The 24,382-nt window shown below is 61.1% G+C and carries 26 protein-coding genes, 1 pseudogene and 1 other annotated feature; of the genes and pseudogenes, 16 read left to right on the forward strand and 11 right to left on the reverse strand.

Translation table 11 applies throughout. The features are described from left to right. Positions 1-49 precede the first annotated feature (49 nt). From ACQRD3_RS02080 to ACQRD3_RS02120, 9 genes and pseudogenes are all read left to right on the forward strand, one after another. Positions 50-1,372 (forward strand): ABC transporter substrate-binding protein, encoded by a 1,323-nt coding sequence (locus tag ACQRD3_RS02080; protein ID WP_427779525.1) that lies wholly within the window; start codon positions 50-52, stop codon positions 1,370-1,372. Positions 1,373-1,572: 200 nt separating this feature from the next. Beyond that, entirely contained in the window at positions 1,573-2,424 is an 852-nt protein-coding gene (locus ACQRD3_RS02085; protein WP_080907272.1) for a carbohydrate ABC transporter permease, read from the forward strand. Next, complete coding sequence (locus ACQRD3_RS02090; RefSeq protein WP_080907273.1) at positions 2,424-3,266, forward strand: carbohydrate ABC transporter permease; 843 nt, start codon at positions 2,424-2,426, stop codon at positions 3,264-3,266. The genes ACQRD3_RS02085 and ACQRD3_RS02090 overlap by 1 nt, the downstream gene beginning before the upstream one ends. A gap of 98 nt (positions 3,267-3,364) precedes the next feature. After that, complete coding sequence (locus ACQRD3_RS02095; protein ID WP_427779528.1) at positions 3,365-4,390, forward strand: LacI family DNA-binding transcriptional regulator; 1,026 nt, start codon at positions 3,365-3,367, stop codon at positions 4,388-4,390. A 14-nt stretch (positions 4,391-4,404) separates the two neighbouring features. Further along, positions 4,405-5,496, forward strand: a complete 1,092-nt coding sequence (locus tag ACQRD3_RS02100) for a sn-glycerol-3-phosphate ABC transporter ATP-binding protein UgpC (protein WP_080907275.1) — start codon at positions 4,405-4,407, stop codon at positions 5,494-5,496. Between the two features lie 14 nt (positions 5,497-5,510). After that, positions 5,511-5,735 (forward strand): PTS sugar transporter, encoded by a 225-nt coding sequence (locus tag ACQRD3_RS02105; RefSeq protein WP_080907276.1) that lies wholly within the window; start codon positions 5,511-5,513, stop codon positions 5,733-5,735. A 15-nt stretch (positions 5,736-5,750) separates the two neighbouring features. Further along, complete coding sequence (gene malQ / locus ACQRD3_RS02110) at positions 5,751-7,235, forward strand: 4-alpha-glucanotransferase (RefSeq protein ID WP_427779530.1); 1,485 nt, start codon at positions 5,751-5,753, stop codon at positions 7,233-7,235. Positions 7,236-7,440: 205 nt separating this feature from the next. Continuing rightward, positions 7,441-7,757, forward strand: a pseudogene (locus tag ACQRD3_RS02115) (hypothetical protein); the annotation flags it as partial. 170 nt (positions 7,758-7,927) lie between these two features. Then, positions 7,928-8,371 (forward strand): hypothetical protein, encoded by a 444-nt coding sequence (locus tag ACQRD3_RS02120; protein ID WP_427779532.1) that lies wholly within the window; start codon positions 7,928-7,930, stop codon positions 8,369-8,371. 168 nt (positions 8,372-8,539) lie between these two features. Here the strand turns inward: ACQRD3_RS02120 and ilvC are convergent, their stop codons facing one another. The 3 genes from ilvC to ilvB form a co-directional block, all read right to left on the reverse strand. Continuing rightward, a complete protein-coding gene (gene ilvC / locus ACQRD3_RS02125; RefSeq protein WP_080907279.1) occupies positions 8,540-9,559 on the reverse strand; it encodes a ketol-acid reductoisomerase in 1,020 nt (339 codons plus the stop codon). 95 nt (positions 9,560-9,654) lie between these two features. Further along, a complete protein-coding gene (ilvN, locus tag ACQRD3_RS02130; protein ID WP_080907280.1) occupies positions 9,655-10,212 on the reverse strand; it encodes an acetolactate synthase small subunit in 558 nt (185 codons plus the stop codon). A gap of 16 nt (positions 10,213-10,228) precedes the next feature. After that, positions 10,229-11,938 carry a biosynthetic-type acetolactate synthase large subunit gene (gene ilvB / locus ACQRD3_RS02135; RefSeq protein WP_427779535.1) on the reverse strand — a complete coding sequence of 570 codons (1,710 nt, stop codon included), beginning with the start codon at positions 11,936-11,938 and terminating at the stop codon, positions 10,229-10,231. A 53-nt stretch (positions 11,939-11,991) separates the two neighbouring features. Beyond that, positions 11,992-12,214 (reverse strand) — a binding site (T-box leader). Positions 12,215-12,511: 297 nt separating this feature from the next. On the opposite strand from ilvB, the gene rsxC reads away from it, so the two are divergent. From rsxC to ACQRD3_RS02165, 6 genes are read left to right on the forward strand one after another with little or no spacing between them, the layout of a single operon-like run. Next, positions 12,512-13,867, forward strand: a complete 1,356-nt coding sequence (rsxC, locus tag ACQRD3_RS02140) for an electron transport complex subunit RsxC (RefSeq protein ID WP_080907282.1) — start codon at positions 12,512-12,514, stop codon at positions 13,865-13,867. After that, the gene (locus tag ACQRD3_RS02145; RefSeq protein ID WP_198933255.1) at positions 13,864-14,925 is read left to right on the forward strand and encodes an RnfABCDGE type electron transport complex subunit D; all 1,062 of its coding nucleotides are present in this window, start codon (positions 13,864-13,866) and stop codon (positions 14,923-14,925) included. The genes rsxC and ACQRD3_RS02145 overlap by 4 nt, the downstream gene beginning before the upstream one ends. Beyond that, on the forward strand, positions 14,922-15,476 hold the full coding sequence (locus tag ACQRD3_RS02150; RefSeq protein ID WP_080907283.1) for an RnfABCDGE type electron transport complex subunit G: 555 nt from the start codon (positions 14,922-14,924) through the stop codon (positions 15,474-15,476). Before ACQRD3_RS02145 ends, ACQRD3_RS02150 begins: the two co-directional genes overlap by 4 nt. A 13-nt stretch (positions 15,477-15,489) precedes the next feature. After that, on the forward strand, positions 15,490-16,137 hold the full coding sequence (gene rsxE, locus ACQRD3_RS02155) for an electron transport complex subunit RsxE (RefSeq protein ID WP_080907284.1): 648 nt from the start codon (positions 15,490-15,492) through the stop codon (positions 16,135-16,137). Continuing rightward, positions 16,137-16,724 carry an electron transport complex subunit RsxA gene (rsxA, locus tag ACQRD3_RS02160; protein ID WP_080907285.1) on the forward strand — a complete coding sequence of 196 codons (588 nt, stop codon included), beginning with the start codon at positions 16,137-16,139 and terminating at the stop codon, positions 16,722-16,724. The genes rsxE and rsxA overlap by 1 nt, the downstream gene beginning before the upstream one ends. 13 nt (positions 16,725-16,737) lie before the next feature. Further along, positions 16,738-17,652 (forward strand): RnfABCDGE type electron transport complex subunit B, encoded by a 915-nt coding sequence (locus tag ACQRD3_RS02165; RefSeq protein ID WP_080907286.1) that lies wholly within the window; start codon positions 16,738-16,740, stop codon positions 17,650-17,652. Positions 17,653-17,729: 77 nt separating this feature from the next. Here ACQRD3_RS02165 and ACQRD3_RS02170 read toward each other — a convergent pair whose 3' ends face one another. The 8 genes from ACQRD3_RS02170 to fliB form a co-directional block, all read right to left on the reverse strand. Next, the gene (locus tag ACQRD3_RS02170; RefSeq protein ID WP_080907287.1) at positions 17,730-18,569 is read right to left on the reverse strand and encodes a DegV family protein; all 840 of its coding nucleotides are present in this window, start codon (positions 18,567-18,569) and stop codon (positions 17,730-17,732) included. Between the two features lie 97 nt (positions 18,570-18,666). Beyond that, complete coding sequence (gene trmD, locus ACQRD3_RS02175; RefSeq protein ID WP_427779538.1) at positions 18,667-19,419, reverse strand: tRNA (guanosine(37)-N1)-methyltransferase TrmD; 753 nt, start codon at positions 19,417-19,419, stop codon at positions 18,667-18,669. Next, entirely contained in the window at positions 19,419-19,916 is a 498-nt protein-coding gene (gene rimM / locus ACQRD3_RS02180) for a ribosome maturation factor RimM (protein WP_080907289.1), read from the reverse strand. The genes trmD and rimM overlap by 1 nt, the downstream gene beginning before the upstream one ends. Positions 19,917-19,970: 54 nt before the next feature. After that, complete coding sequence (locus tag ACQRD3_RS02185; protein ID WP_080907290.1) at positions 19,971-20,201, reverse strand: KH domain-containing protein; 231 nt, start codon at positions 20,199-20,201, stop codon at positions 19,971-19,973. Positions 20,202-20,218: 17 nt separating this feature from the next. Beyond that, positions 20,219-20,458 carry a 30S ribosomal protein S16 gene (gene rpsP / locus ACQRD3_RS02190; RefSeq protein ID WP_080907291.1) on the reverse strand — a complete coding sequence of 80 codons (240 nt, stop codon included), beginning with the start codon at positions 20,456-20,458 and terminating at the stop codon, positions 20,219-20,221. Positions 20,459-20,527: 69 nt separating this feature from the next. Then, on the reverse strand, positions 20,528-21,895 hold the full coding sequence (gene ffh, locus ACQRD3_RS02195; RefSeq protein WP_080907292.1) for a signal recognition particle protein: 1,368 nt from the start codon (positions 21,893-21,895) through the stop codon (positions 20,528-20,530). A gap of 4 nt (positions 21,896-21,899) precedes the next feature. Beyond that, the gene (gene ylxM, locus ACQRD3_RS02200; RefSeq protein ID WP_080907293.1) at positions 21,900-22,268 is read right to left on the reverse strand and encodes a YlxM family DNA-binding protein; all 369 of its coding nucleotides are present in this window, start codon (positions 22,266-22,268) and stop codon (positions 21,900-21,902) included. Between the two features lie 129 nt (positions 22,269-22,397). Beyond that, positions 22,398-23,489 carry a flagellin lysine-N-methylase gene (gene fliB / locus ACQRD3_RS02205; protein WP_080907294.1) on the reverse strand — a complete coding sequence of 364 codons (1,092 nt, stop codon included), beginning with the start codon at positions 23,487-23,489 and terminating at the stop codon, positions 22,398-22,400. Between the two features lie 210 nt (positions 23,490-23,699). Here fliB and ACQRD3_RS02210 point away from each other — a divergent pair, with 210 nt between their 5' ends. Continuing rightward, complete coding sequence (locus ACQRD3_RS02210; RefSeq protein WP_427779542.1) at positions 23,700-24,242, forward strand: stage V sporulation T C-terminal domain-containing protein; 543 nt, start codon at positions 23,700-23,702, stop codon at positions 24,240-24,242. Positions 24,243-24,382 lie beyond the last annotated feature (140 nt).

Here is a 24,382-nt window from a genome sequence, read left to right on the forward strand (position 1 = left end):
CCAATCTGGCCCGCCGGAAGTCCGGCACAATCAAAAAGGAGGAACTGAAATGAAGAAAAGATGGCTCGCGTTAGGTCTTACCGCGGCGATGGCCGCCGGAATGCTCACCGGCTGCGGCGGCGGAAACAAGCCTGCCGAAAGCACTGCGCCCAGCGAGAGTGCCGCGGCTGCCGCCGACGGCTCCGTGTACTTCCTGAACTTTAAGCCCGAGCAGGATGAGCAGTGGCAGGCCATTGCCAAGGCTTATACCGAGAGCACCGGGATCCCCGTCACCGTAGTCACCGCCGCTTCCGGCCAGTATGAGACCCAGCTGATGAGCGAGATGGGCAAGACTGAGGCGCCCACCCTGTTCCAGGTCAACGGTCCTGTGGGACTGAACAACTGGAAGGACTACTGCTACGACCTGTCCGATTCTGAGATCTACAAAAATCTGACCAGCGAGGACTTCGCCCTGAAGAACGGGGACGAGGTGGCCGGCATCGCCTACGTCATTGAAACCTACGGCATCATCTACAACAAGGCTCTTCTGGAGAAGGCAGGTTACAGCCGGGACGACATCAAGAGCTTTGCCGACCTGAAGAAGGTGGCCGACGACATCCAGGCCCGCAAGGACGAGCTGGGCGTCAAGGGGGCCTTTACCTCCGCCGGTATGGACGGCTCCTCCGACTGGCGCTTCAAGACCCATCTGGCCAACCTGCCCATCTATTATGAGTACAAGGCCGACGGTATCAGCTCCACCGACGCCATCAAGGGCTCCTTCCTGGACAATTACCGCCAGATCTGGGATCTGTATATCACCGATTCCACCTGCGCCGGCGCTGAACTGTCCGCCAAGACCGGCGACGACGCTGCGGCCGAGTTTGCCAACGGCGAAGCCGTCTTTTATCAGAACGGGACTTGGGCTTATGACCAGGTCAAGGATCTGGGCGACGAGAACCTGGGCATGCTGCCCATCTATATCGGTGCCGACGGCGAGGCCGACCAGGGCCTGTGCACCGGTTCCGAGAACTACTGGTGCGTGAACAAGAACGCCGCCCCCGAGGATATCCAGGCCACCCTGGACTTTATCAACTGGTGCGTGACTTCTGATGAGGGCACCACTGCCATGGCCGAGGATCTGGGTTTCGTGATCCCCTTCAAGGGCGCCAAGGAGACCACCAATCCCCTGGTGGCCATTGCCAATGAGTATGTCGCCGAGGGCAAGACCTCTGTGGACTGGTGCTTCTCCACCATGCCTTCCGAGGAGTGGAAGAACGGTGTGGGCACTGCGCTCACCGCCTACGCCGCCGACCCCAGCGACGCCAACTGGTCTGCCGTAGTCACCGCCTTTGTGGACGGCTGGGCCTCTGAGTATCAGCTGGCCAACGGCTGATCGAACCGATTCCGAACCCAGTAAAAAGGGGCGGGCAGAGCCCGCCCCTTTTTTAAAGCAGAGCGCGGGCGGCTGATAACCGCCCCCACAAAGGGGAAGACTGTTTCCGTGTGGGGGCGGATATGACCCGCCCGCAGAAAATGCGGCGGTTCCGGGCAGCGGGACCCGGAGCACCAATCAACTCACGGAGGTGAAGCCTTATGGAACACGCTTTGAAGCGCTACGGCCCTATTTTCCTCCTGCCCACGGTGGTCGCCTTTGCCATCGGCTTTGTGATCCCCTTTGTGGAGGGTGTCTACCTGTCCTTCTGCCAGTTTACCACGGTGCGGGACGCCCGCTTCATCGGGGGCGGCAACTATCAGCGGGCGCTGGCGGACACGCAGTTCCTGCATTCCTTCTGGTTCACGGTGGCGTTTGCCGTGGTGTCCATCCTGCTCATCAACGTCATCGCTTTCGGCCTGGCGCTGCTGCTGACTCGGAAGCTGAAAGGAACCAATGTGTTCCGCACGGTGTTTTTCATGCCCAACCTCATCGGCGGCATCGTGCTGGGCTATATCTGGCAGATCCTGATCAACTGCGTGCTGTCGCTGGCGGGACAGCCCCTGCTGGCCCTGAACTCCACGGCCGGTTACTGGGGCCTCATCATCCTGATGTGCTGGCAGCAGATCGGCTATATGATGATCATCTACATCGCCGGACTGCAGGCGGTGCCGGACGATCTGATGGAGGCGGCCCAGATCGACGGAGCCACCCCGTGGCAGACCCTGTGGCGGGTGAAGCTGCCCATGGTGATGCCCTCCATCACCATCTGCATGTTCCTCACCCTCACCAATTCCTTTAAGCTCTTCGATCAGAACCTGGCCCTTACCGCCGGCGATCCCGGACACCTGACCGAGATGCTGGCCTTGAACATCTACAACACCTTCTACGCCCGGGCAGGCGCTCAGTGGAAGGGCCTGGGGCAGGCCAAGGCAGTCCTCTTCTGTATTCTGGTGGTGGCCATTTCCATGTTCCAGCTTAAGGCCACCCGTTCGAAGGAGGTGCAGCAGTAATGGCAAAACGCAGAAAAGCGGGGAGCGTCATCCTTACCGCGGTGCTTTCCATTCTCAGCCTGGTGTGGCTCTATCCCATCTTTATGATCCTCATGAACTCCCTCAAGACCGAGCGGGCCATCACCACGTCGGGGGCCTTTCGGCTTCCCGCCGCCGCCACTTTCGCCGGGCTTGAAAACTACGTCAGCGCCATTGTCTCCCAAGGCTTTCTCAAGTCTTTGGGGTACAGTTTGTTCATCACCATTTCCTCGGTGGCCCTCATCCTGGTGTGCTGCTCCATGTGCGCCTGGTATATCACCCGGGTGAAGGGCCGCCTGAGCCGGGGGCTCTATTTCCTCTTTGTGCTGTCTATGGTGGTGCCATTCCAGATGGTGATGTTCACCCTCTCTCAGACGGCGGATCTGCTGAAGCTCAACACCCCCTGGAACATCTGCGTCATCTATCTGGGCTTCGGCGCGGGGCTGGCCGTGTTCATGTTCTGCGGCTTTGTCCGCTCGGTGCCCGTGGAGGTGGAGGAGGCCTCCATGATCGACGGTTGCAACCCCATCCAGACCTTCTTCCTCATCGTCCTGCCCATGCTCAAGCCAACTCTGGTCTCCGTAGGTATTCTGGAGGCCATGTGGGTGTGGAACGACTATCTCCTGCCCACCCTGGTTTTGGATATCAAGAACTATATGACCATCCCCATGCTCATCCAGCACTTCCGGGGGAGCTTCGGCCGGGTGGAGATGGGTCCCATGATGGCCTGCATCATGCTCACCATCATCCCCATCGTCATTGTCTACCTGCTGGGTCAGAAGTATATCATCAAAGGCGTGGCTGCCGGCGCAGTCAAGGGCTGATTCTTTTTCTTGAAAGAAAAAGAATCAGAAAGGACTTCCATAGAGAGTTCTGCTTTTGGCCCAAGGAGTCCTGTTTGTAAAGAGAGAGGAGGAGGACGATGACCATTAAGGATATTGCTCAGCGCTCCGGCTATGCTGTTGGCACGGTCTCCCGGGTCCTCAACGGGCATCCCGACGTCAGCGACGCGGCCCGGGCCAAAATTCTGTCCGTGGTGGCGGACACCGGCTTCCAGCCCAACGACAACGCACGCCATTTGAAACAGCGGGGGGGCAGCGGCATCGCCGTGATTGTCAAGGGCGCCCGGAACCTCCTGTTTGCCGGAATTTTGGAGGAAATGCAGAGCCTCATCAAGTCGGCGGGGCGGGCGGCGGCCGTCTATTATCTGGACGAGGACGACGACGAGGTGGAGCAGGCCGTCCGGGTCAGCCGGGAGTTCAAGCCGCTTGGGATCCTGTTCCTGGGCGGCAATCAGAAGAATTTTGAGGAGCGGTTCAAGAGCGTCAAGTGCCCCTGCGTCCTGGTGACCACCCGGGCGGACACCATGGATTTTAAAAACCTCTCCAGTGTTTCCACCGACGATGCCGAGGGCGCGGCTCAGGCCATCCGCAGCCTGATCGCCGCGGGACACCGGCGCATCGGCGTCATCGGCGGCCATCTCTGCACCGACTGTGGTCCGGGAGCCGCCAATACCAGCCAGACCCGGCTTTTCGGCTGTCGCCGGGGCTTTATGGAGGCTGAAGTGGCCTTTGATGAGACGGTCCAGTTTGAAGCTGCCCGGTTCTCCATGCCGGGGGGATACGAGGCGGCCAACGCCCTGCTGGACCGGTGTCCTGATCTGACGGCGCTCTTCGCCATGTCCGACGTGATGGCCATCGGGGCCATGCGGGCCATCCACGACCGGGGGCTCCGGGTCCCTGAGGACATCTCCCTGATGGGCTATGACGGGATCGAGCAGGCGGGGTACTGCGTGCCCCGGCTGTCCACCATCCGCCAGAGGGCGCCACAGCTGGCCCGGCGAGGGGTGGAGATCCTGCTCCGGCAGGCCTCGGGCGGCGGCGGAGCCGTCCACGAGATCATTCCGTTCCAGCTGGTCCCCGGCGAAAGCGTCCGGGAAGTGAAATGACAGGAGGTGATCCCATGGCGGGAATCACATTGAAAAACATCACCAAGACATATGACAACAACGTCACCGTCATCCCCGGAATGGACCTGGAGATCCGGGACAAGGAATTCATCATTCTGGTGGGCCCCTCCGGCTGCGGCAAATCCACCACCCTGCGGATGATCGCTGGGCTGGAGGATGTGAGCAGCGGGGAGATGTATATCGGAGACCAGCTGGTCAACGACGTGCCTCCCAAGGACCGCAACATCGCCATGGTGTTCCAGTCCTACGCCCTCTATCCCCACATGACGGTTTACAAAAATATGGCCTTCGCCCTCCAGCTCAAAAAGGTGCCCAAAGAGGAGATCGACCGCAAGGTGCGGGAGGTGGCCAAGGTCCTGGAGCTGGAACCCTACCTCGACCGCAAGCCCAAGGCCCTCTCCGGCGGCCAGCGCCAGCGGGTGGCTCTGGGCCGGGCTATGGTCCGGGACCCGGCGGTGTTTCTGCTGGATGAGCCGCTGTCCAACCTGGACGCCAAGCTCCGCACCGAGATGAGGAGCCAGATCTCCGAGCTGCATCAGAAGCTCCAGACCACCTTTGTCTACGTCACCCACGACCAGACAGAGGCCATGACCATGGCCGACCGGATCGTGGTGCTCAAGGACGGCGTCATTCAGCAGGTGGACACTCCTCAGGAGCTCTATGACCACCCGGCCAACCAGTTCGTGGCCGGCTTCATCGGCACGCCTCCCATGAACTTCTTTGCCGCCAAAGTGGAGAAGGGGGAGGGCGGACACGTTCTCAGCTTCGGCACCTGCCGGATCCCCACCGCCGCGCCGGGATTGGAGCGCTATGAGGGCAGGACCATCAACGTGGGCATCCGGCCCGAGGACATCCATGGGGAGGAGGCGTTTCTGGCGCTTTCCACCTCCGGACAGCTGGAGGCTCATGTGGATCTGGCGGAGATGATGGGGGCGGAGATCTACCTCTACATCACCGTGGAGGGCCACAAGCTGGTCTCCCGGGTGCCCTCCCGCATGGCGGTGCACAGCGGAGACACGGTCCGCCTGGCGGTGGACGGCAACAAGCTGCACCTGTTTGACCCCGAGACACAAGAAAGAATCTGAGAGGAGAACGCAACATGGAGCTGACCATTTCCCTGGATACCATCGACAAGGTGAAAAACTTTGTCAATGCCATTTTCCGTTTTTCCGGCGAGGCCGATCTGTGCTCCGGCCGGTATACTGTGGACGCCAAGTCCATCATGGGTATTTTCAGCCTGGACCTGTCCAGCCCGCTGACCCTGCGGCTTCAGGGCGCGCCGGACGCCGCCCTGCTGGAAGAGCTCAAGCGCTACCGCGTGTGACGGGACGGGTGTGACATGAGAAACAGCGGTGTGCTCATGCACCTGACCAGCCTGCCTTCCCCCTGGGGCATCGGCACCATGGGGCAGGCGGCCCGGGATTTTGCAGATTTTCTGGCCTCGGCGGGACAGACCTACTGGCAGATCCTGCCCATCGGCCCCACCAGCTACGGGGACTCCCCCTACCAGAGCTTTTCCACCTTTGCGGGCAATCCCTATCTCATCGACCTGGACGACCTGGCGGCAGAGGGCCTGCTGGAGCGGGCGGAATACGAGGGCCTGGACTGGGGAAGCGATCCCGGAGCGGTGGATTACGGCCTGCTCTACGAGCGGCGTTATCCGGTACTGAAGCGTGCGGTGGCGCGGCTGCTGGCCGCTCCCCCGGCGGATTACGCTCCGTTCCTGGCGGAAAACGCTCTCTGGCTGGACGACTACGCTCTTTTTATGGCGCTCAAGGATGCCCACGGCGGTCGGGCCTGGAGCGGGTGGGCCGAGCCTCTCCGGCGGCGGGAATCCGCCGCGCTGGAGGAGGCCCGCCGGACCCTGGGCGGCGATGTGGCCTTCTGGAAGGGCGTGCAGTACCTCTTCTTCCGTCAGTGGAACGCGCTGAAAGCCTATGCCAACGAGCGGGGCGTCTTTTTCATCGGCGACCTGCCCATCTATGTGGCGGGGGACAGCGCCGACGTGTGGGCCCGGCCCGAGCAGTTCCAGCTGGACGCCGACCTCCGGCCCGTGGAGGTGGCGGGGTGCCCCCCCGACGGCTTCTCCGCCGACGGGCAGCTCTGGGGCAATCCCCTCTTCGACTGGGGGCGGATGGAGGCAGACGGCTTTTCCTGGTGGATCGAGCGCATCCGCAGGCAGCGCAGCTTCTACGACGTGCTGCGCATCGACCACTTCCGGGGCTTCGACAGCTACTACGCCATCCCGTATGGGGAGGCCACCGCCCGGAACGGGCAGTGGCGGCAGGGACCCGGGATGCGGCTTTTTCGGGCCGTGGAGGCCGCCCTGGGCCGCCAGGACATCATCGCCGAGGATCTGGGCTTCCTCACCGACTCGGTGCGGCAGCTCCTGCGGGAGTCCGGCTTTCCCGGGATGAAGGTGCTCCAGTTCGCCTTTGACAGCCGGGAGGAGAGCGACTACCTGCCCCACAACTATGGAAAACACTGTGTGGTCTATGTGGGCACCCACGACAACGACACCGCCCTGGGCTGGCTGAACACCGCCGCGCCGGAGGACCGGGACTTTGCCGTGGAGTACCTCAAGCTCACCGAGGCCGAGGGCTATGCCTGGGGCCTGATGCGGGGGGCGTGGGCCTCCGTGGCCGATCTGGCGGTGGTCACCGCCCAGGATCTGCTGGAACTGGGGGGCGAGGCGCGGATGAACAGCCCCTCCACCCTTGGGATCAACTGGAAGTGGAGAGCGCTCCCCGGTGTGTTCACCCAGGAGCTGGCCCGGCGGCTTCGCCGGGAGACCGGCATCTACCGCCGCCTGCCCCGGCGGTGAGGGGCGTTTTTCTGGAAGCGGTGAAAAAATGTGGACCGGCATCAAAATCCGGCCCACATTTTTTTTTGCCTTTTTCCTGCCCCTGTGGTATCATCGGCCCATTGGAACAGGGGGAATGCCCTCAAACCGCTGTTTCGGCTGGTGACCTCTGTGTGTGGACACAGGGAGCATCAGCTTTTTTGCGCAAAACGGAAGGAGAAAAACCATGCTGTTCAGTCTTGCCCTGATCTTCCTCTGCGGAATGGCCCTGGGGACCCTCTTCCAGCACCTGCACCTGCCGCCCCTGCTGGGGACCGCCCTCACCCGCCGGGAACGGCTGTTCTGTATGCTGGCTTACTGCCCCAAGGCCACGGTACAGGCGGCCATCGGCTCATCCCCCTGGCCATGGGACTCTCCTGCGGCAGCACAGTGCTGACGGTGGCGGTGCTGGCCATTCTGACCACCGCGCCTCTGGGAGCCTTCGCCATTGACCGCACCTACCGCCGGCTTCTGACCCGCTCGGAGCCGCGGGAAAACAGCTGAGGGAAGCTCCTGCACGGGCGGGCTGCGGAGCCCCGCCGTTCTGCGGTTAACGGAGCGGATGGTCCCTGCTACTATGGAAATAACCCGAGGCGTTTGACCCGCTTTTGGCGGAGGAGGAGAATCGAGGGTTATTTATATATCGCTGCTTTCTAAAGGGGGCCGAGTAAATCATGATATATACGGAACGATTAAGGGACTTTACTTATTGGAAGCGCCCGTGGCATAAATGGTTTGTTCTTCTTGCGGGAATTTTACAGGTTGCGGTTCTGCTGCTGAATATTCAAGAGTATCAGGACATTGCCAAGGCGGAAATCCTCAGCTCTTCCGCATGGGAGAGTTATGCAGCGCGGCAAAGCCTCCAATGTGCCATAAATGGCTTAACGGCGGCAATTTTTTTGGGAGAGTTCCTGATCGGAATTTTCGCCGGAAGTAAAAGGACGGCACGTATGGCCGAAGGTGTGCTCCTGCTGATTTTGACTTTGCTCTGGGGGATCGCCGGCTTTGCGCTTGGGCTCACCACACAGGGCGGGACAAGGGTCATCTGGGGTCTGCTTTTGCTGACGGCTCTTTGCGGGACCATCCATGCCTTTTGGAAAAGTCAAAACAGCGAATAAGCGTTTTTAAATTCAGCATGAGGAGAATGAGTAGTGCCCGGCAATGATTTTCGCGCTCTCGGAAAAGTGGATCAGAACAGTAAAAATAAGGCGTCATCGTTAAAAAACGATGACGCCTTAAAAATATCTTTTCCGGGCCGGTCTGCGCCCGGCGGAACAGGGAGGGGCTTACTTGGAAGCGGTGTCCATGTCCTGATCGTCGCCCCAGATCATGTTCTTCCGCAGTGCGGCGCCCACGACCTCCATCTGGTGCTTGGCCAGGTTGGCCCGCTTGGAGTTGAAGAAAGTGCGGCCGTTCTTGTTCTCGGCGATCCACTTGCCGGCGAAGGTGCCGTCCTGGATGTCGTCAAGGACCTTGCGCATGTTGGCCTTGGTCTCGGCGTAGGGGAGGACGCGGGGGCCGGAGACATACTCGCCGTACTCAGCGGTGTCGGAGATGGAGAAGTTCATCATGCCCACGCCGCCCTTGTTGATGAGGTCAATGATGAGCTTCATCTCGTGGATGCACTCGAAATAGGCGTTCTCGGGCTCGTACCCGGCCTCCACCAGAGTCTCGAAGCCGCACTTCATCAGATCCACCACGCCGCCGCACAGCACGCACTGCTCGCCGAAGAGGTCGGTCTCGGTCTCGTCGTGGAAGGTGGTCTCCATCACGCCGGCCCGGGCGCCGCCGATGCCGGCGATGTAAGCCAGGGCGATCTGATAGGCCTTGCCGGTGGCATCCTGCTCCACGGCCACCAGGCAGGGCACGCCCTTGCCGGCAACGTAGGTGGAGCGGACGGTGTGGCCGGGGCCCTTGGGAGCCGCCATGAACACGTCGACCCCCTTGGGGGGGACGATCTGCTGATAGCGGATGTTGAAGCCGTGGGCAAAGGCAAGAGCCTTGCCCTCGGTCATGTAGGGGGCGATATCCTTCTTGTAGACCTCGGCCTGGACCTCGTCGTTGATAAGGATCATGACGATGTCGCCCCACTGGGCGGCCTCGGGCACGGTCTTGACGGTCAGGCCGGCCTTCTCGGCGGCGGCCCAGTTCCTGGAGCCCTGCCGCAGGCCCACGCAGACCTCGCAGCCGGAGTCCTTCAGGTTGAGGGCATGGGCGTGACCCTGAGAGCCGTAGCCAATAATGGCGATCTTCTTTCCGTCCAGGTAGCTCAGGTCGCAGTCCTTCTCGTAGTACATCTTCGCCATGATAAAACACTCCTTATATGATGTAATTGGAAATTTGTCCAAGTATCCCACGAATGAGAAAAAAAGAATGTAGCGCGTGTTACAATCCGAAGAATTTAAAAGACGTTTTTGCCCAGATTGAACTCGGTGGTCTCCTTGTTGTCGTCGCTGATGGTGTAAGCGCCCCGCTCCAGGGCCACCATGCCCGTGCGGACCAGCTCCAGAATGCCGAAAGTCTCCAGCAGCCGCTGCATGGCCTCGGCCTTGCTCTCGTCGCCGATGAGGGCCAGGGTGAGGGATTTGATGGATACGTCGATGATGGAGGCCCGAAAAATATTGGCGATCTGAATGACCTCGTTGCGCACACCGGCGCTTTCCGCCCGCACCTTGAACATCACCAGTTCCCGGCGGATGGACCGCTCGGGCAGCAGTTCCTGGACGGAGTAGACGGGAAACAGCTTGCGCAGCTGGTTCATGACCTGGTTCATGGTGACGTCATCCCCCATGACCTCGATGGTGATGCGGGAGACGGCGGGGTCGTCGGTGGTGCCCACCGCCAGGGACTCAATGTTGTAGCCCTTCCGGGAGAAGAGGCGGGAGACCTGGCTGAGGACGCCCGAGGCGTTCTCCACCAGTACAGACAGGGTGTGACGGGTGATGTGTTCGCTCTTCATATTTTAATCCACCTCCTCAGTCCAGCAAGAAATCGGTGACAGGAGTCCCGGCGGAGACCATGGGATGAACCATGGCGTCCTTATCAATGGCACATTCAATGACCCAGGGGCCGCCGCTCTTCGCCGCCCGGCGGAAAACGGCCTCGAATTCCTCCTGTGTGGCCGCCCGGTCACCCGGGATACCGTAGGCCTCCGCCAGCTTCACAAAGTCGGGGCCCCGGTCCAGGTCGGTCTGGGAGTAGCGCTCGTTGTAGATGAGGTGCTGCCACTGCCGCACCATGCCCAGAGTGTGATTGTTGAAGATCACCACGATCACCGGGATGTGATAGTGCTCCAGCGTGGCCAGTTCGTTGCAGTTCATGCGGAAGCCGCCGTCGCCGGTGGCCAGCACCACCGGCACGTCCGGGTTGCCCATGGCCGCGCCCATGGCAGCCCCCACGCCGAAGCCCATGGTGCCGAAGCCGCCCGAAGTGATGAACTGCCCGGGGCGGGAGAAGTGGTAGTACTGGGCCGACCACATCTGGTGCTGTCCCACGTCGGTGGCGATGATGGCCTTGCCGCCGGTGACGGCCTGGATGGTTTCCAGGATCTCGTGGGGGTGGAGAATGTCGTCCTTTTTGAGGGGGACCTCCTCATGGGAAAAGACCCACGCCTGCCACTGGGGATAGTCGTGAGGGGGCAGCTTCTCATTGAGGAGCTGGAGCACCCGCCGGGCATCGCCCACGATGTGGTGGTCGGTCATGACATTCTTGTCGATCTCCGAGCGGTCGATGTCGATCTGCACGATCCGGGCCTGCTTGGCAAAATCCTCGGGCACGGTGGCCACCCGGTCGGAGAACCGGCAGCCGATGGCGATGAGCAGGTCACACGCGCTGGAGGCAAGATTGGAGGCGTGGGAGCCGTGCATGCCGATCATACCGGTGAAGAGAGGGTGATCTCCCGGAAGCGCGCCGCCGCCCATAATGGTGGAGGCCACCGGCGCCCGCAGGGTCTCCACAAACTTCCGGAACTCGGGCACCGCGCCCTTGGAGCGGATGACGCCGCCGCCCACCAGGATCAAGGGCCGTTGGGCCTTGGCGATGAGATCCAGCAGATGCTCCACATCGCCCGCGTCGGGTTCCGGGATCTTGAGGTCATGGCTGGCCCGGCGGAGCATGGCGGCCAGGCGGCCGTGGGCGGGGTGCTGGTCCGCAGGGAGATATTCGTAGTCTGCCGTCATGGCGGTGATGTTCTTAGGAATGTCGATCAGTACCGGCCCCGGCCGGCCCGAGCGGGCGATGGCAAAGGCCTCCCGGAGGATGTCGGCCAGTTCGTCGGGGCTGTGGACTAAGTAGTTGCACTTGGTGATGGGCATGGTGATGCCGGTGATGTCTACCTCCTGAAAAGAGTCCTTTCCAATGAGGTTTTCGCTGACGTTGCAGGTGATGAACACCACGGGGGAGGAGTCCATGTAGGCCGTGGCGATCCCGGTGGTCAGGTTCGTGGCGCCGGGGCCCGAGGTGGAAAAGCACACCCCCACCTTGCCGGTGGAGCGGGCGTAACCGTCGGCGGCGTGGGAGGCCCCCTGCTCATGGGCCGTCAGGATGTGGCGGATCTTATCCTTGTAGCCGTGGAGCTCCAGCTCGTCATATACGTTCAGAATGGTTCCTCCGGGGTAGCCGAACACGGTGTCCACCCCCTGCTCCAGCAGGCACTCCATAATAATTCTGGCACATGTCATCCGCATGGTTTTGGCCTCCTTTGGTCTCAGTTTTAGAAAAAACAAAAAGACCTCGTCCTCCATAGGACGAAGTCTTTTACTCCGTGGTACCACCTAACTTCACGGGCCTGGCCCGCGCGCTCTGCGCCGTAACGGGGCGTCCGTTCCCGTCTACTGGGCTCTCGCCGTTCTGCGGGACCGCTCTCGGGTGATGTTCGGCTCACGCCCCTCACGGAAGCTCACACCGGCCGCTTCCTCTCTTGGCTTGCGGGGCGGGCCTACTTGCCCGGTCACTGCGTTTTTGATGATTGTTTTCTATCATAATGCTGCGGGGCGGATTTGTCAATTCCGGAAACGGAAATCTCCCCAAATTTATTGCTTTAAACGAATAAAGATAGCCGAATTCAGGAAAGAAGTAGAAAAAAAGCCGGAAAAAGAGACCACAGGGAAATACAAAAAACTAAACTGGCGGTCTGATTTTGTGAAACAGTAACCTTTTTTGCCCTGAGAGGCTGGACTTTTGCGCCATTTTGAACTATGATAGTAAGCGTTTGAAGCGTAAGCTCCTGGGGAACGAGAAAGCAAAATTGAGGTGAGGCTATGTTGCATCAGTTTTTCGGCGGGGTGCACCCCGCTGAGCACAAGGACCTGACCGAGCACAAGGCCACCGCGCCCCTGGCAGAGGCACCGGCCCAGGTAGTCATCCCCATGTCCATGCATGTGGGTGCTCCCTGCAAGCCCGTGGTATCTGTCGGCGACGAGGTGAGAGTGGGTCAGCTCATCGGTGAGACCACCGGTTTGGGCGCACCCATTCACGCCAGCGTGTCCGGCAAGGTCGTGGCCGTGGAGCCCAGAGCCCACGGCGGCGGCGGGATGATGATGTCTGTGGTGATCGACAACGATTTCCAGGATACACCGGATCCCTCCATCCGGCACCGGGACAACGTGGACGCGCTGACCGGGCCCGAGATCATCGAAATCATCAAGAATGCCGGCATCACCGGTATGGGCGGCGCGGGATTCCCCACCCACGTCAAGCTCTCCGGCGCGGTCGGCAAAGTGGACACCCTGATCCTCAACGGCGCGGAGTGTGAGCCCTACATCACCTCCGACCACCGCCTGATGCTGGAGCGGGGCGAGGCCGTAATCGGCGGCGCCCGGCTGATGGCGAAGGCCGTTGGCCTCAAGGAGGCCACCATCGGCATCGAGCTCAATAAGCCCGACGCCATCGAGCACCTGAAGGCGCTGGTGGGCGCCGTCGGCGACGTACATATCGAAGGGCTGAAGACCCGGTACCCCCAGGGCGCCGAGAAGCAGCTCATTCAGATGATCACCGGCCGTCAGGTGCCTCCCGGAAAACTGCCCGCCGACGTGCAGTGCTGCGTGTGCAACGTGGCCACCGCCGCCGCTGTCTATGACGCGGTCATGGAGGGCAAGCCCCTGACCGCCCGCGGCGTTACCCTGACCGGCGGCGCCATCGCCAAACCCATGAACGTCCTGGCTCCCATCGGCACCCCCGTCAGCCACCTGATCAAGATGGCCGGCGGGTTCAAGACCGATCCCGACCGGGTGCTCTTCGGCGGCCCCATGATGGGCAACCCCATTTTCAACCTGGATGTGCCCATGATGAAGTCCTCCAACTGCATCCTGAGCATGACCACCGCCGAGGCGGCCGAGCAGGATCCCGCGCAGACCTGCATCCGCTGCGGCAAGTGCGTGGAGGCCTGCCCCATGCATCTGACCCCGCTGTTCATGCGCATGAACATCAACAAGCGCAAGTGGGATGAGGTGGAGGCCCTGCGGGTGATGGACTGCATCGAGTGCGGCTCCTGCAACTACATCTGCCCGGCCCGTCTGCCCCTGGTCCAGTCCTTCCGCACCGCGAAGTTCGAGATCCGCGACCTGGCCGCCAAGGCCAAGGCGGCCAAAGAGGCAAAGGAGGCGGCCAAAGCATGAATGAAAATAAGGAACTGAAGCTGACAGTCGCTTCTTCTCCCCACGTCAACTCCCCGGTGAACACCCGCTCTCTGATGCTGGATGTGCTCATCGCCCTGATCCCTGCCCTGTGCATGGGCGTGTTCTTCTTCGGCCCCCGCGCCCTTATCCTCACTGCCGTCTCCGTGGCCGGCTGCGAGTTCTTTGAGTGGCTCTACCGCAAGCTCCTGAAGAAGCCCCAGACCGGCGGGGACCTGTCCGCCGCCGTCACCGGCGTGCTGCTGGCCTTTGTCTGCCCCGTGGCGCTGCCCTACTGGACCATCCTCATCGGCGACTTCTTCGCTATGTTTGTGGTCAAGCAGCTCTTCGGCGGCCTGGGCAAGAACTTCCTCAACCCCGCGCTGGCCGGACGTGCCTTCCTGATGCTCTCCTATCCGGTGTTCATGACCACCTGGGTCAAGGCGGGCACCGCAAACTGGATGGGCATCACCACCAGCGTCACCGACGCCGTGACTGCTGCTACTCCTATGGGCACCATGCACGGCTCCACCGTGGCGGCTCCCATGCTGCCCTGGCTGGGCGATGCCGGTTCCACCCTGAAGGATCTGTTCATCGGCAATGTGGGCGGCTGTATCGGCGAGGTCTCCGCGCTGGCCCTGATCATCGGCGGGGCCTACCTCATCTTCCGGGGCGTCATCCACATCCGTATCCCCGCTGCCTTCATCGGCACCGTGGCGGTGCTGACCCTGATCTTCTCCAAGGGCAACCCCCACTTTGAGTGGATGCTCTCTCAGCTCTTCGGCGGCGGCCTGATGCTGGGCGCCTTCTTCATGGCGACCGACTATGTCACCAGTCCCTGCACCCCCAAAGGCGAGATCATCTTCGGTGTGGGCTGCGGCCTGCTGACCGTGTTTATCCGCTATTTCGGCGGCTATCCCGAGGGGGTCAGCTACGCGATCCTGCTGATGAACATCTGCACCCCCATCATTGAGAAGTATACCCATCCCAGCCGCTTCGGCGTTTCCAAGGAGGATCTGCAGAAGGCCAAGGCTGCGAAGAAAGGGGGCGCTGCGGCATGAGCGAGGCTGCTGTCAAGAAGAATGATTCGGGGATGGCAAAGCTGACCATCACCCTGTTTGCCATCTGCGCAGTATGCGCGCTGGTTCTGGGCCTGGTGAACATGATCACCGAGCAGCCCATCAAGGACGTCCAAGCCGCTAAAAATGCCGCCGCCATGGCCGAGGTGCTCCCCGCCGACTCCTATGAGAAGGTGGAGTACACCGGTGAGGACACCACCATCAAGAGCGTCAACAAGGCCGCCGGAGACGCCGGCTATGTCGTGGAAGTCAGCCCCTCCGGGAGCTTCAGCGGCAGTCTCACCATCATGGTGGGCGTCAATGCCGACAACACCATTTCCGGTGTGGCCGTCACCAAGTCCGGAGAGACTTCCGGCCTGGGTGACAACGCCAAAAAGCCCGATTTCCGCAATCAGTTCACTGGCCTCTCCGGCGAAGTGAAGGTCACCAAGGACGGCGGTCAGATCAACGCCATCACCGGCGCGACCATTACGTCCCGGGCGGTCTCCGCCGGTGTCACCTCCGCGTTGGCCGCTGTGGCCTCGCTGAGTTAAGGAGGGACAGCATATGAATTTGAAACAACAGTTTAAAGAGGGCCTGATTACTCAGAACCCCGTTACCGTCCAGCTGCTGGGCATGTGCTCGGTGATGGCCATCACCACCAGCCTGTTCAACGGCATCGGCATGGGCCTTTCCGTACTGGTGATCCTGACCCTGTCCAACATCTTTATCGCCGCGCTGCGGAAAATCATCCCCAACAAGATCCGAATCGCCTGCTTTATCGTGGTCATCGCCACCTTCGTGACTGTGGTGGACCTGCTGCTTCAGGCGTATATCCCCGATCTGGCCACCAACCTGGGCGTGTTTATCCCCCTGATCGTGGTCAACTGTATCATCCTGGGCCGTGCCGAGGGCTTCTGCTACAAGAACGGCGTGGCGGCTTCCGCGGCCGACGGTGTATTCCAGGGCCTGGGCTACACCGTGATCCTCATCGTCATGTGTGTGGTCCGCGAGCTGCTGGGCAAGGGCGCCTTCGGCGGCGGCATCCTCAACGGCGGCGACGGCATCCAGCTTTTTCCCACCCACTTTGCGGCGCTGGGTATGGCCCTGCCTGTGGGTGGCTTCCTGACCCTGGCCTGTGTCATTGCCGCCATGCAGTATTTCCTCAGCAAGCCGAAGAAGAAGTCTGAGGAGAAAGAGGAGGTGGCCAAGTAATGGGTGTGGAACTGCTTACCATTGCTCTGGGAGCCATTCTGGTCAACAACTTTATTTTCTCCCAGTTCCTGGGTATCTGCCCCTTTATGGGCGTGTCCAAGTCCACCGATACCGCCAGCGGCATGGGCCTGGCCGTGACCTTTGTCATGGGCCTTGCCTCCGCCGTATGCTGGCCTATCAACCACTTCATCCTGGAGCCCAACGGCCTGGTGTTTATGCAGACCATCGTCTACATCCTGGTCATTGCCTCCCTGGTGCAGTTCATTGAGATGTTCCTGCAGAAGTCCATGCCCTCTCTCTACACCGCGCTGGGTGTGTACCTGCCCCTGATCACCACTAACTGCGCCGTGCTGGGCGTGGTGCTCCAGAACACGCAGAACAGCTACGGCTTTGTCTCCAGCGTGGTCTACGGCGTCACCGGCGGTCTGGGTTTCCTGCTGGCCATCTATCTGTTTGCCGCCGTGCGGGAGAAGCTGGAGTTCGCCGAAGTGCCGAAGTCCTTTGAAGGCTTCCCCATCGCTCTGGTCACCGCCGGTCTGCTGGCCCTGTCCTTCATGGGCTTCTCCGGCCTGAAGATCTTCGGCTAAGGGGGAAGAGAACATGACAAAAGTAATTTTCTGTGTGGCCATTCTGGCCATCATGGGCGCCGTGTTCGGCATGATTCTGGCCTTTGCGGCCAAAGTCTTTGCCGTGGAGAAGGACCCCCGGGAAGAGGCCATTGGCGGCTGCCTGCCCGGCGCCAACTGCGGCGGCTGCGGCTTCCCCGGCTGTGCCGGCTACGCCGCTGCCGTGGCTGCTGGTAAGGCCCCTGTCAACGCCTGCGCCGCCGGCGGCGAGGCTGTGGCTGCCCAGATCGCTGAGATCATGGGCGTGGCTGCGGGCGCCACGGTGAAGCACATTGCCGCCGTGCACTGCTCCGGCTGCGGCGTGAACTACACCAAGTACAATTACCAGGGTGTGCACGACTGTCTGGCCGCCTCCCGGCTGCCCGGCGGCGGCCCTCTGGGCTGCGACTTCGGCTGCCTGGGGATGGGCACCTGTGAAAAGGTCTGCCCCTTCGACGCCATCCACGTGAAAAACGGCGTGGCCGTGGTGGATGAGGACAAGTGCAAGGCCTGCAACAAGTGCGTGGACGCGTGCCCCCGCCACATCATTGCCCTGGAGCCTTACAAGACCAAGAAGCATGTGGAGATCCCCTGCTCCTCCAAGGCCAAGGGCCCCGTGGTCACCAAGGTGTGCACCAACGGCTGCATCGGCTGCTCCCTGTGCGCCAAGGCCTGTCCCAAGGAGGCCATCACCGTTGAGAACTTCCTGGCGAAGATCGACTACGACAAGTGCATCGGCTGCGGCATCTGTGCTCAGAAGTGCCCCCGCCACCTGATCACGGTGGACGGCGTGGTGCCCGAGATCAAGAAGCCCGCCGCTCCTGCGGCCCCCAAGGCTGCTCCCGCTGCGGCTTCCAAGGCTGAGTCCGCCCCTGCGGCTCAGGCGGAAGAGACTCCTAAGGCGGAGTAAGAAGCCAAGAAAAAAGCTCCGGTATCCTGAAGGATACCGGAGCTTTTTTGCATTTGAAAGTGACAAGCGGCATTTCACTAAAAGGCGGCGACCACGCCGCCGTCGTTGGCGTAGACGGTTGTGACTCCCCGGGCGTCTGTGATGAGAACATCACGAAAGCGGCAGGATTTCATCACCAGTTCCCGCACATAGAAGGCCCGTTCCGGGTTGTTGCAGTGAACCAGGTAAAGGGTGCGCCCCACATGCCCCGGGTCGGCCGCCATCAGAGAGACCATCTTGGACAGTGCCTGCTTCACGGACAGCGCCTGCCCCACCTTTTTGATCTCGCCCTCGTGGGTGGCTCCCATCAGAAGCTTGATCCGCAGTGTCTCGGTCACCAGGGACAGCAGCCCGGCCAGGCGGCCGTTTTTCCGTAGGTGATCAAGATCCTCCAGCACAAAGTAGGTGGTCATGGAGGCAATAAAACGGGTGGTCTGATCCACCACGGTGGCGAAATCAAGACCCCCGCCGGCCAATTCCAGGAGCTTCATGGCAACAGCCACTTCGCCGGAGGCGGCGGAACAGGAGTTGAAGATGTGAATATGAGTCTCCGGGTGTTCTTCCAGATAAAGCGCCCGGGCCTGGGCCGCCGAATTGTGGGATCCGGAGAGAAGCGCGGAGAGCGTGACAACATAGATATCGCCGCCCTCGCACTGGTCGAAGGCATCCAGATACTGGGCAGGGGAGGGGCAGGCGGTCTTGGGCGGCTCCTTGTTTTCCCGCATGAGCCACAGAAGGTGGGTCTGATCGAAGGTGTCGTCATCCACAATGTCCTCCCCCCCCAGAGTCAGAGTGAGGGGGACCCGCAGGAAAGACCCCTGACGGAACTGGGCGGAGGTCAGATCGCAGCAGCTGTCCACAACAATTTTAAAACTCATAGTTGCAATCTCCAAAAGTGGTTTTTAAAATTACATTCCTGCCGGTATTGTATCATGGTGAAGAAAAAAAGTAAAGAGGCGAGATGGAAGGGGAGCGTTAAAAATCTTCCGGGTATTCTGCTTTCAGCTCCTCCATCAGCTTGCGGTCGGTTTTGGAGGAGAGGTCCAGCTTTTCGTACATGTCGCTCCGGCGGCGTTTGGTGCGGAGAATGGCCTGCTTGCGCCGCCATTTGGCGATGAGGGCGTGATTGCCGGAGAGGAGGATGGCGGGGACTTTTTTGCCGTGCCACTCCTCAGGGCGGGAGTACTGGGGATATTCCAGCAGGCCGTTCCAGTGGCTCTCGTTTTCAAAGCACTCGGGATCGGGAAGCACACCGGGGATCAGGCGGCTCACCGCGTCGGCCACCGCCATGGCCGGGATCTCGCCTCCGGTGAGGACGAAGTCTCCCAGGGAGAGCTCTTCATCCACGCACTCCTCGATAAACCGTTCGTCAATCCCCTCATAGTGACCGCAGACCAGGATCAGATGATCGTATTCCGCAGCCAGGCGTTTGGCATCGGCCTGACAGAAGGTGTGCCCGGCGGGGGAAAAGTAGATGGTGTGCCCCGGACCAAGGGCTTCCACCACGTGCTTCCAGCACTGGTAGAGGGGATCGGCCTGCATCACGGCGCCCCGCCCGCCGCCGTATGGATAGTCGTCCACCTGTTTTTGCTTGTTCAGGGTGTAGGTGCGGATTTGATGCGTTTCGATGCGGAGATAGTCCCGTTCCTGCGCCCGGCCCAGAATGGACTCGGAGAGCACGTCGCCCACCGTCTCGTCAAACAGGGTCAAGATGTCGATCCGATACATCAGCTGTCCATCCCTTCGATCAGCGTTACCCGGACGCAGCCCGCATCCACATCGATTTCCTTGACGAAGGCATCCACGGCGGGGATCATATATTCTTTTCCCCCGCCCCGCACCACATATACCTCGTGGGAGGGCGGCGTGAGGATGTCCTGAATCATTCCAAGCTCCGCGCCGGTGGCGGCGTCCAGCACGGTGAGGCCCATGAGATCTGCCAGAAAGTGGCGTCCCTCGGGGAGCTTCACGCCGGTGCGGTCGATGGAGAGAACCTTTCCCTTGAGGCGCATGGCCGCCTCCACGCTGTCCACACCCTCCAGGGCGGCCAGCACCATGGTTTTGTGGGGCCGGGCGCCCAGCAGGCGGACCGGTTTGCCGTCCAGATAGACGGTGTCGAACCCGCAGAGGAACTCGGGCCCGTCTCCCCAGGGCAGGATCTTGACCTCACCCCGGACGCCGTGGGTGTTGACGATCTCCCCGGCCTCTAAAAATCGCTGCTTCATTGCTGACTCTCCTTCGTATATGAAAAAACGGCGGGTACCAAGACCCGCCGCTTCTCAATCGGTGATTTCCACGGAGACCCGGGTCCCCTGGCGCTGACCCGCAGAGCGCATAAGCACACGGATCCACTTGGCGATCCGGCCCTGACGGCCGATCACCTTGCCCATGTCCTCAGAGGCGACCCGCAGTTCCAGCGCTGTCTCGCCGTCGCCGATGTGCTCGGTGACCGATACCTGATCGGGGTGGTCCACCAGGTTTTTGGCGACATAAGTGAGGAGCTCTTTCATTTGGACATCCTCCCCGATTAGATGGCACCGGCTTTTTTCAGCAGAGCCTTGACGGTCTCGGTGGGCTGAGCGCCGGTCTTGATCCAGGCCTGGGCGCGCTCGGCGTCCACCTTCAGGACCACGGGCTCCGCCACGGGGTCATAGGTGCCGATCTCCTCGATGAAACGGCCGTCCCGGGGATAACGGGAATCAGCCACCACGATGCGGTAGAAGGGGGCCTTCTTAGCGCCCATACGGCGCAGACGGATTTTAACCATGTTATTTTCACCTCCATAAGAAATATCATTGGAATATCTGGAAACGCCAAAAGACGCTTGCCAACAAAATCAGAAGGGGAAGCCTTTCCCCATGCCCATTCCGCCCATGCCGCCGAGGCGGCCCTTTTTGGCCAGTTTCTTCATGCGCCCGCCGGTCATCTGCCGGGTCATCTGCCGCATGGCCTCAAACTGCTTGAGCAGCCGGTTCACATCCACCACCTGCACGCCCGCGCCCGCGGCAATGCGCTTTTTGCGGCTGTTATTCAGGATGGAGGGCTCCTCCCGCTCCGCGGCGGTCATGGAGAGGATGATGGCCTCGGTGCGGCCCAGGGCCGACCCGTCTATGCTGGCCCCCTCCAGGGCCTTGGCGTCCACGCCGGGGAGCATCCCGGCAATGTCGCTGAGAGAGCCCATATTCTTCACCTGGACCAGCTGATCGTAAAAGTCGGCCAGGGTGAATTTGTTCTTGCGGAGTTTCTGCTCCAGCTCCTGCGCCTTTTTCAGATCGAAGTTCTGCTGGGCCTTTTCGATGAGGGAGAGCATATCGCCCATGCCCAGGATCCGGGAAGCCATCCGGTCGGGGTGGAACACATCAACCTGATCCAGCTTCTCTCCCATGCCCACAAACTTGATGGGCTTTCCGGTCACGGCCCGGATGGAGAGAGCCGCGCCGCCTCGGGCGTCGCCGTCCAGCTTGGTGAGCATCACGCCGGTGAGGTCCAGCGCTTCGTCGAAGTTCTTCGCGGCGTTCACTGCGTCCTGACCGATCATGGCGTCCACCACCAGCAGGATCTCGTGGGGGGAGACGGCATCCTTGATGTTCTGGAGCTCCAGCATCAGGGCCTCATCCACATGGAGCCGGCCGGCGGTGTCCAGAAACACCATGTCGTTGCCGTGCTTTTTGGCGTGCTCCACTGCCGCTTTTGCAATGTCCACCGGGTCGATCTGCCCCATCTGGAACACGGGGATGTCCAGCTGTTTCCCCACCACCTCCAACTGCTCGATGGCAGCGGGGCGGTAGACGTCGCAGGCGGCCAGCAGAGGACGTTTCCCCTGCTTTTTCATCAAACCGGCCAGCTTGGCACCGTTGGTGGTCTTGCCGGCGCCCTGGAGGCCCACCAGCATCACCACTGTGGGCGGCTTGGAGGAGATGGTCAGCTTGGCGTCCTCACCGCCCATGAGGGCAGTGAGCTCCTCGTTGACGATCTTGACGATCATCTGGGCGGGGGTCAGGCTTTCCAGCACATCGCTGCCCACGGCCCGCTCCGAGACCTTGGACACAAAATCCTTGACCACCTTATAGCTCACGTCGGCTTCCAGCAGGGCCATCCGGATCTCCCGCATGGCCTCCTTGACGTCGGCCTCGGTGAGACGGCCCTTGCCGCGGAGCTTCTTAAAGGCGTTGGACAGTTTTTCGGTCAGTCCCTCAAAAGCCATGGGCTCACTCCTGCTTCAGCTTGTCCAGTACGGCCTTCACCCGGGTGGTGAGGGCCTCGATCTCTTCGTCCTGCCCCACTGCGTCATTGCGGCGGGCAATGGCTTCCACGTCGGCAAGGACCTCCTTGAGCTGGTCCTGCATGAGATGGAAGCGGCGAATGATCCCGGTCTTATCCTCCAGCTCCGTGAGCGTGGCTTCCGCTCGGACGATGACGTCCCGGACACCCTGACGGGAAATGCCGTAGTTTTCCGCGATCTCGGAGAGGGAGAGATCCTCGTTGTAGTAAAGGTCGTAGAACTCTTTCTGGCGGTCAGTGAGAATGTCGCCATAGAAGTCGTATAAAAGCGCCATGCGGTATGCCTGGTTTTTCACGCTGAGCCACCTCCTAAAATGTAAAGTTCATTAGCTTTACAACGCTATTATCATACAATATTTTGACCTGGTTGTCAAGGGAAAATCCCTGCAGGGCGGCATTTTTCTTCTGCCGGGCGGGGAGCATGCTCAGTCAGCAGTGCCGGAACGGCCGGAAAGAGGCGGGATGGCCCCGATCACAGACAAAAAGTCGCCGATGGAAAACCGGGTGCAAAAAGCGTCCTGGAGCAGATCCAGGTTCCCGGCGGAGTGTTCCGTCTCCAGGCAGAAACGGCGCAGAAGATCAGGAAAGGAGCCTCCGCCGTCTTGGGAAGCGGACAGCAGACAGACAGAGGCGGTGGCAAATACGACAAACTCGCCCCAGGAGAGTGCGTCACCGTCCCAGACCGCCCGCAGCCAGTGGCGGTAGAGGAAGTAGACGGCTGCCCGCTCTGCCAGGCGCTCCGGCGGTCCCTGAGCGGGCAGTGTCCCGGCAGAGAGCCGGTGGGCGGCCTCCGAGAGCAGATCGGTCCAGTCTTGGCGGAGGTGTTCCTGTTCCATCAAAAGAGTCAGGCAACAGTCGGCTCCTCCACACCCTGGCCGCAGCGGAGGCAGAGACTCTGGGGGGGTCTCCTCATAAAGGGCACAAAGTGCTTGAACCTCTTCCGGTGCCCCATTGTCGAGAAGGAGCTGGAGCTCATTGGAGAAGAGCAGGAGCAGCTCCAGCCGGCGCTCCAGCGGCAGACTCCGTCTGCGGAGCAGGCGAAGGGCAGTCTCCCGGGCGGCGAGCAGAGGCGCCAACAGCGGGGGCGCCTCTTCCGCGGGGATCTCCGGTGTGGACTGAGCGAGCAGCGTGAGATCCTCCGCCAGCACCAGCCGGGCCGCCTCCGGGCAGGAGGCGCAAAGACCCGCTTCCCGCAGAGGACCGTAATCATTGAAAAAACGGGGGTGGGTGCGGCAGATGAGGCCGGTGTGCGATTCGCCCAGCTCCTTCTGGATGCGGCAGAGCCCGTCCTCGTCTAAAAAAGGACAGAATCGTCCCTTGAGGGGGAAGCATAACACCCCCTCTTCGTCCTGCCTCAGCGCGCGGCGCAGCTGTACCCCGAGCGGTCCCGGGAGCGTGGCATACTCGGCGGCGGTGTCGCTGTCGATGGGAACTTCCCAATCGGCGCAGCAGGTGTGGGGGCAGTTTCCGGCCAGACAGTGAAAGGCGGAAAAGCAGGATGGAATGTGCAGATCCATGTGGCAGCTCCTTTCTGCCCCCATCAGCAGACGGCAGATTTATTTTATCATAATCCTCACTGGGGAGTTTGACAAGCGCTCTGTCGGAAGATACGTAAAAACGGTCCCGCGCAGTTTTCCAAATGATACCGAAAAAAAGCCCGCATAGGGAAAAGAAACCTGTGGATACTAAGGATTGTCAATTGAATCGACCGCAGGAGGAGACAAAATATGAAAGCGACCGGAATCGTGCGGCGGATCGACGACCTGGGGCGGGTGGTCATCCCCAAGGAGATCCGCCGCACCATGCGCATCCGAGAGGGCGACCCGCTGGAAATTTACACGGATAAAGACGGCGAGGTCATCTTCAAAAAATATTCCCTGATGGGCGGACTGGCCGATTTTGCGGGCCAGGTGTGCGAGACCCTGAACAAGACCACCGGGCTGGTGGCGGTCATCACCGACCGTGACACCTGCATTGCCGTGGCGGGCGCGCCCCGGCGGGATCTGGTGGACAAGCGCCTGAGCGAGCGGCTGGAAAGTGTGCTGGAAGGGCGGAAGATCTATCAGGTCCAGCCCGGCGACCCACCCATGGCGGTGAGCGAGGAGAGCGGAAAATTTTTCGTCTCCTGCGCTGCGCCCATTCTGGCGGAGGGAGACGTGCTTGGCTGCGTTCTCTTCGCTGCCGGAGAGGGAGAAACCGCCTCGGGGGACACAGAGTACAAGCTGCTGCAGACCATGTCGGGGTTCCTGGGACGTCACATGGAGAGCTGAAACAGAGAGAGCGCCGGCCTCCGGGATACCCAGGGGACCGGCGCTCTTTCAGTTCGCGGCCTGGAACGCAAGGATGAGCACAACGTTGACCGCGAAGAGGATTGCCAGAGACAGAACAGATTCTCTCTCATCCATCTTCG

Origin of the sequence: Candidatus Pseudoscillospira sp. SGI.172, assembly GCF_050313575.1 — a bacterium.
Taxonomy (GTDB): domain Bacteria; phylum Bacillota; class Clostridia; order Oscillospirales; family Oscillospiraceae; genus Vermiculatibacterium.

What these genes read in the sequence shown, in the direction of transcription:
- ACQRD3_RS02080 (WP_427779525.1), top strand. Translation starts at nt 50, where the DNA reads ATGAAGAAAAGATGGCTCGCGTTAGGTCTTACCGCGGCGATGGCCGCC.
- rpsP (WP_080907291.1), bottom strand. Translation starts at nt 20,458, where the DNA reads ATGGTTAAAATCCGTCTGCGCCGTATGGGCGCTAAGAAGGCCCCCTTC.
- ACQRD3_RS02105 (WP_080907276.1), top strand. Translation starts at nt 5,511, where the DNA reads ATGGAGCTGACCATTTCCCTGGATACCATCGACAAGGTGAAAAACTTT.
- malQ (WP_427779530.1), top strand. Translation starts at nt 5,751, where the DNA reads ATGAGAAACAGCGGTGTGCTCATGCACCTGACCAGCCTGCCTTCCCCC.
- ACQRD3_RS02165 (WP_080907286.1), top strand. Translation starts at nt 16,738, where the DNA reads ATGACAAAAGTAATTTTCTGTGTGGCCATTCTGGCCATCATGGGCGCC.
- rimM (WP_080907289.1), bottom strand. Translation starts at nt 19,916, where the DNA reads ATGAAGCAGCGATTTTTAGAGGCCGGGGAGATCGTCAACACCCACGGC.
- ilvN (WP_080907280.1), bottom strand. Translation starts at nt 10,212, where the DNA reads ATGAAGAGCGAACACATCACCCGTCACACCCTGTCTGTACTGGTGGAG.
- ilvC (WP_080907279.1), bottom strand. Translation starts at nt 9,559, where the DNA reads ATGGCGAAGATGTACTACGAGAAGGACTGCGACCTGAGCTACCTGGAC.
- rsxA (WP_080907285.1), top strand. Translation starts at nt 16,137, where the DNA reads ATGGGTGTGGAACTGCTTACCATTGCTCTGGGAGCCATTCTGGTCAAC.
- ACQRD3_RS02120 (WP_427779532.1), top strand. Translation starts at nt 7,928, where the DNA reads ATGATATATACGGAACGATTAAGGGACTTTACTTATTGGAAGCGCCCG.
- trmD (WP_427779538.1), bottom strand. Translation starts at nt 19,419, where the DNA reads ATGTATCGGATCGACATCTTGACCCTGTTTGACGAGACGGTGGGCGAC.
- rsxC (WP_080907282.1), top strand. Translation starts at nt 12,512, where the DNA reads ATGTTGCATCAGTTTTTCGGCGGGGTGCACCCCGCTGAGCACAAGGAC.
- ACQRD3_RS02150 (WP_080907283.1), top strand. Translation starts at nt 14,922, where the DNA reads ATGAGCGAGGCTGCTGTCAAGAAGAATGATTCGGGGATGGCAAAGCTG.
- ACQRD3_RS02210 (WP_427779542.1), top strand. Translation starts at nt 23,700, where the DNA reads ATGAAAGCGACCGGAATCGTGCGGCGGATCGACGACCTGGGGCGGGTG.
- fliB (WP_080907294.1), bottom strand. Translation starts at nt 23,489, where the DNA reads ATGGATCTGCACATTCCATCCTGCTTTTCCGCCTTTCACTGTCTGGCC.
- ACQRD3_RS02170 (WP_080907287.1), bottom strand. Translation starts at nt 18,569, where the DNA reads ATGAGTTTTAAAATTGTTGTGGACAGCTGCTGCGATCTGACCTCCGCC.
- ilvB (WP_427779535.1), bottom strand. Translation starts at nt 11,938, where the DNA reads ATGCGGATGACATGTGCCAGAATTATTATGGAGTGCCTGCTGGAGCAG.
- rsxE (WP_080907284.1), top strand. Translation starts at nt 15,490, where the DNA reads ATGAATTTGAAACAACAGTTTAAAGAGGGCCTGATTACTCAGAACCCC.
- ACQRD3_RS02100 (WP_080907275.1), top strand. Translation starts at nt 4,405, where the DNA reads ATGGCGGGAATCACATTGAAAAACATCACCAAGACATATGACAACAAC.
- ffh (WP_080907292.1), bottom strand. Translation starts at nt 21,895, where the DNA reads ATGGCTTTTGAGGGACTGACCGAAAAACTGTCCAACGCCTTTAAGAAG.
- ACQRD3_RS02085 (WP_080907272.1), top strand. Translation starts at nt 1,573, where the DNA reads ATGGAACACGCTTTGAAGCGCTACGGCCCTATTTTCCTCCTGCCCACG.
- ACQRD3_RS02185 (WP_080907290.1), bottom strand. Translation starts at nt 20,201, where the DNA reads ATGAAAGAGCTCCTCACTTATGTCGCCAAAAACCTGGTGGACCACCCC.
- ACQRD3_RS02095 (WP_427779528.1), top strand. Translation starts at nt 3,365, where the DNA reads ATGACCATTAAGGATATTGCTCAGCGCTCCGGCTATGCTGTTGGCACG.
- ACQRD3_RS02090 (WP_080907273.1), top strand. Translation starts at nt 2,424, where the DNA reads ATGGCAAAACGCAGAAAAGCGGGGAGCGTCATCCTTACCGCGGTGCTT.
- ACQRD3_RS02145 (WP_198933255.1), top strand. Translation starts at nt 13,864, where the DNA reads ATGAATGAAAATAAGGAACTGAAGCTGACAGTCGCTTCTTCTCCCCAC.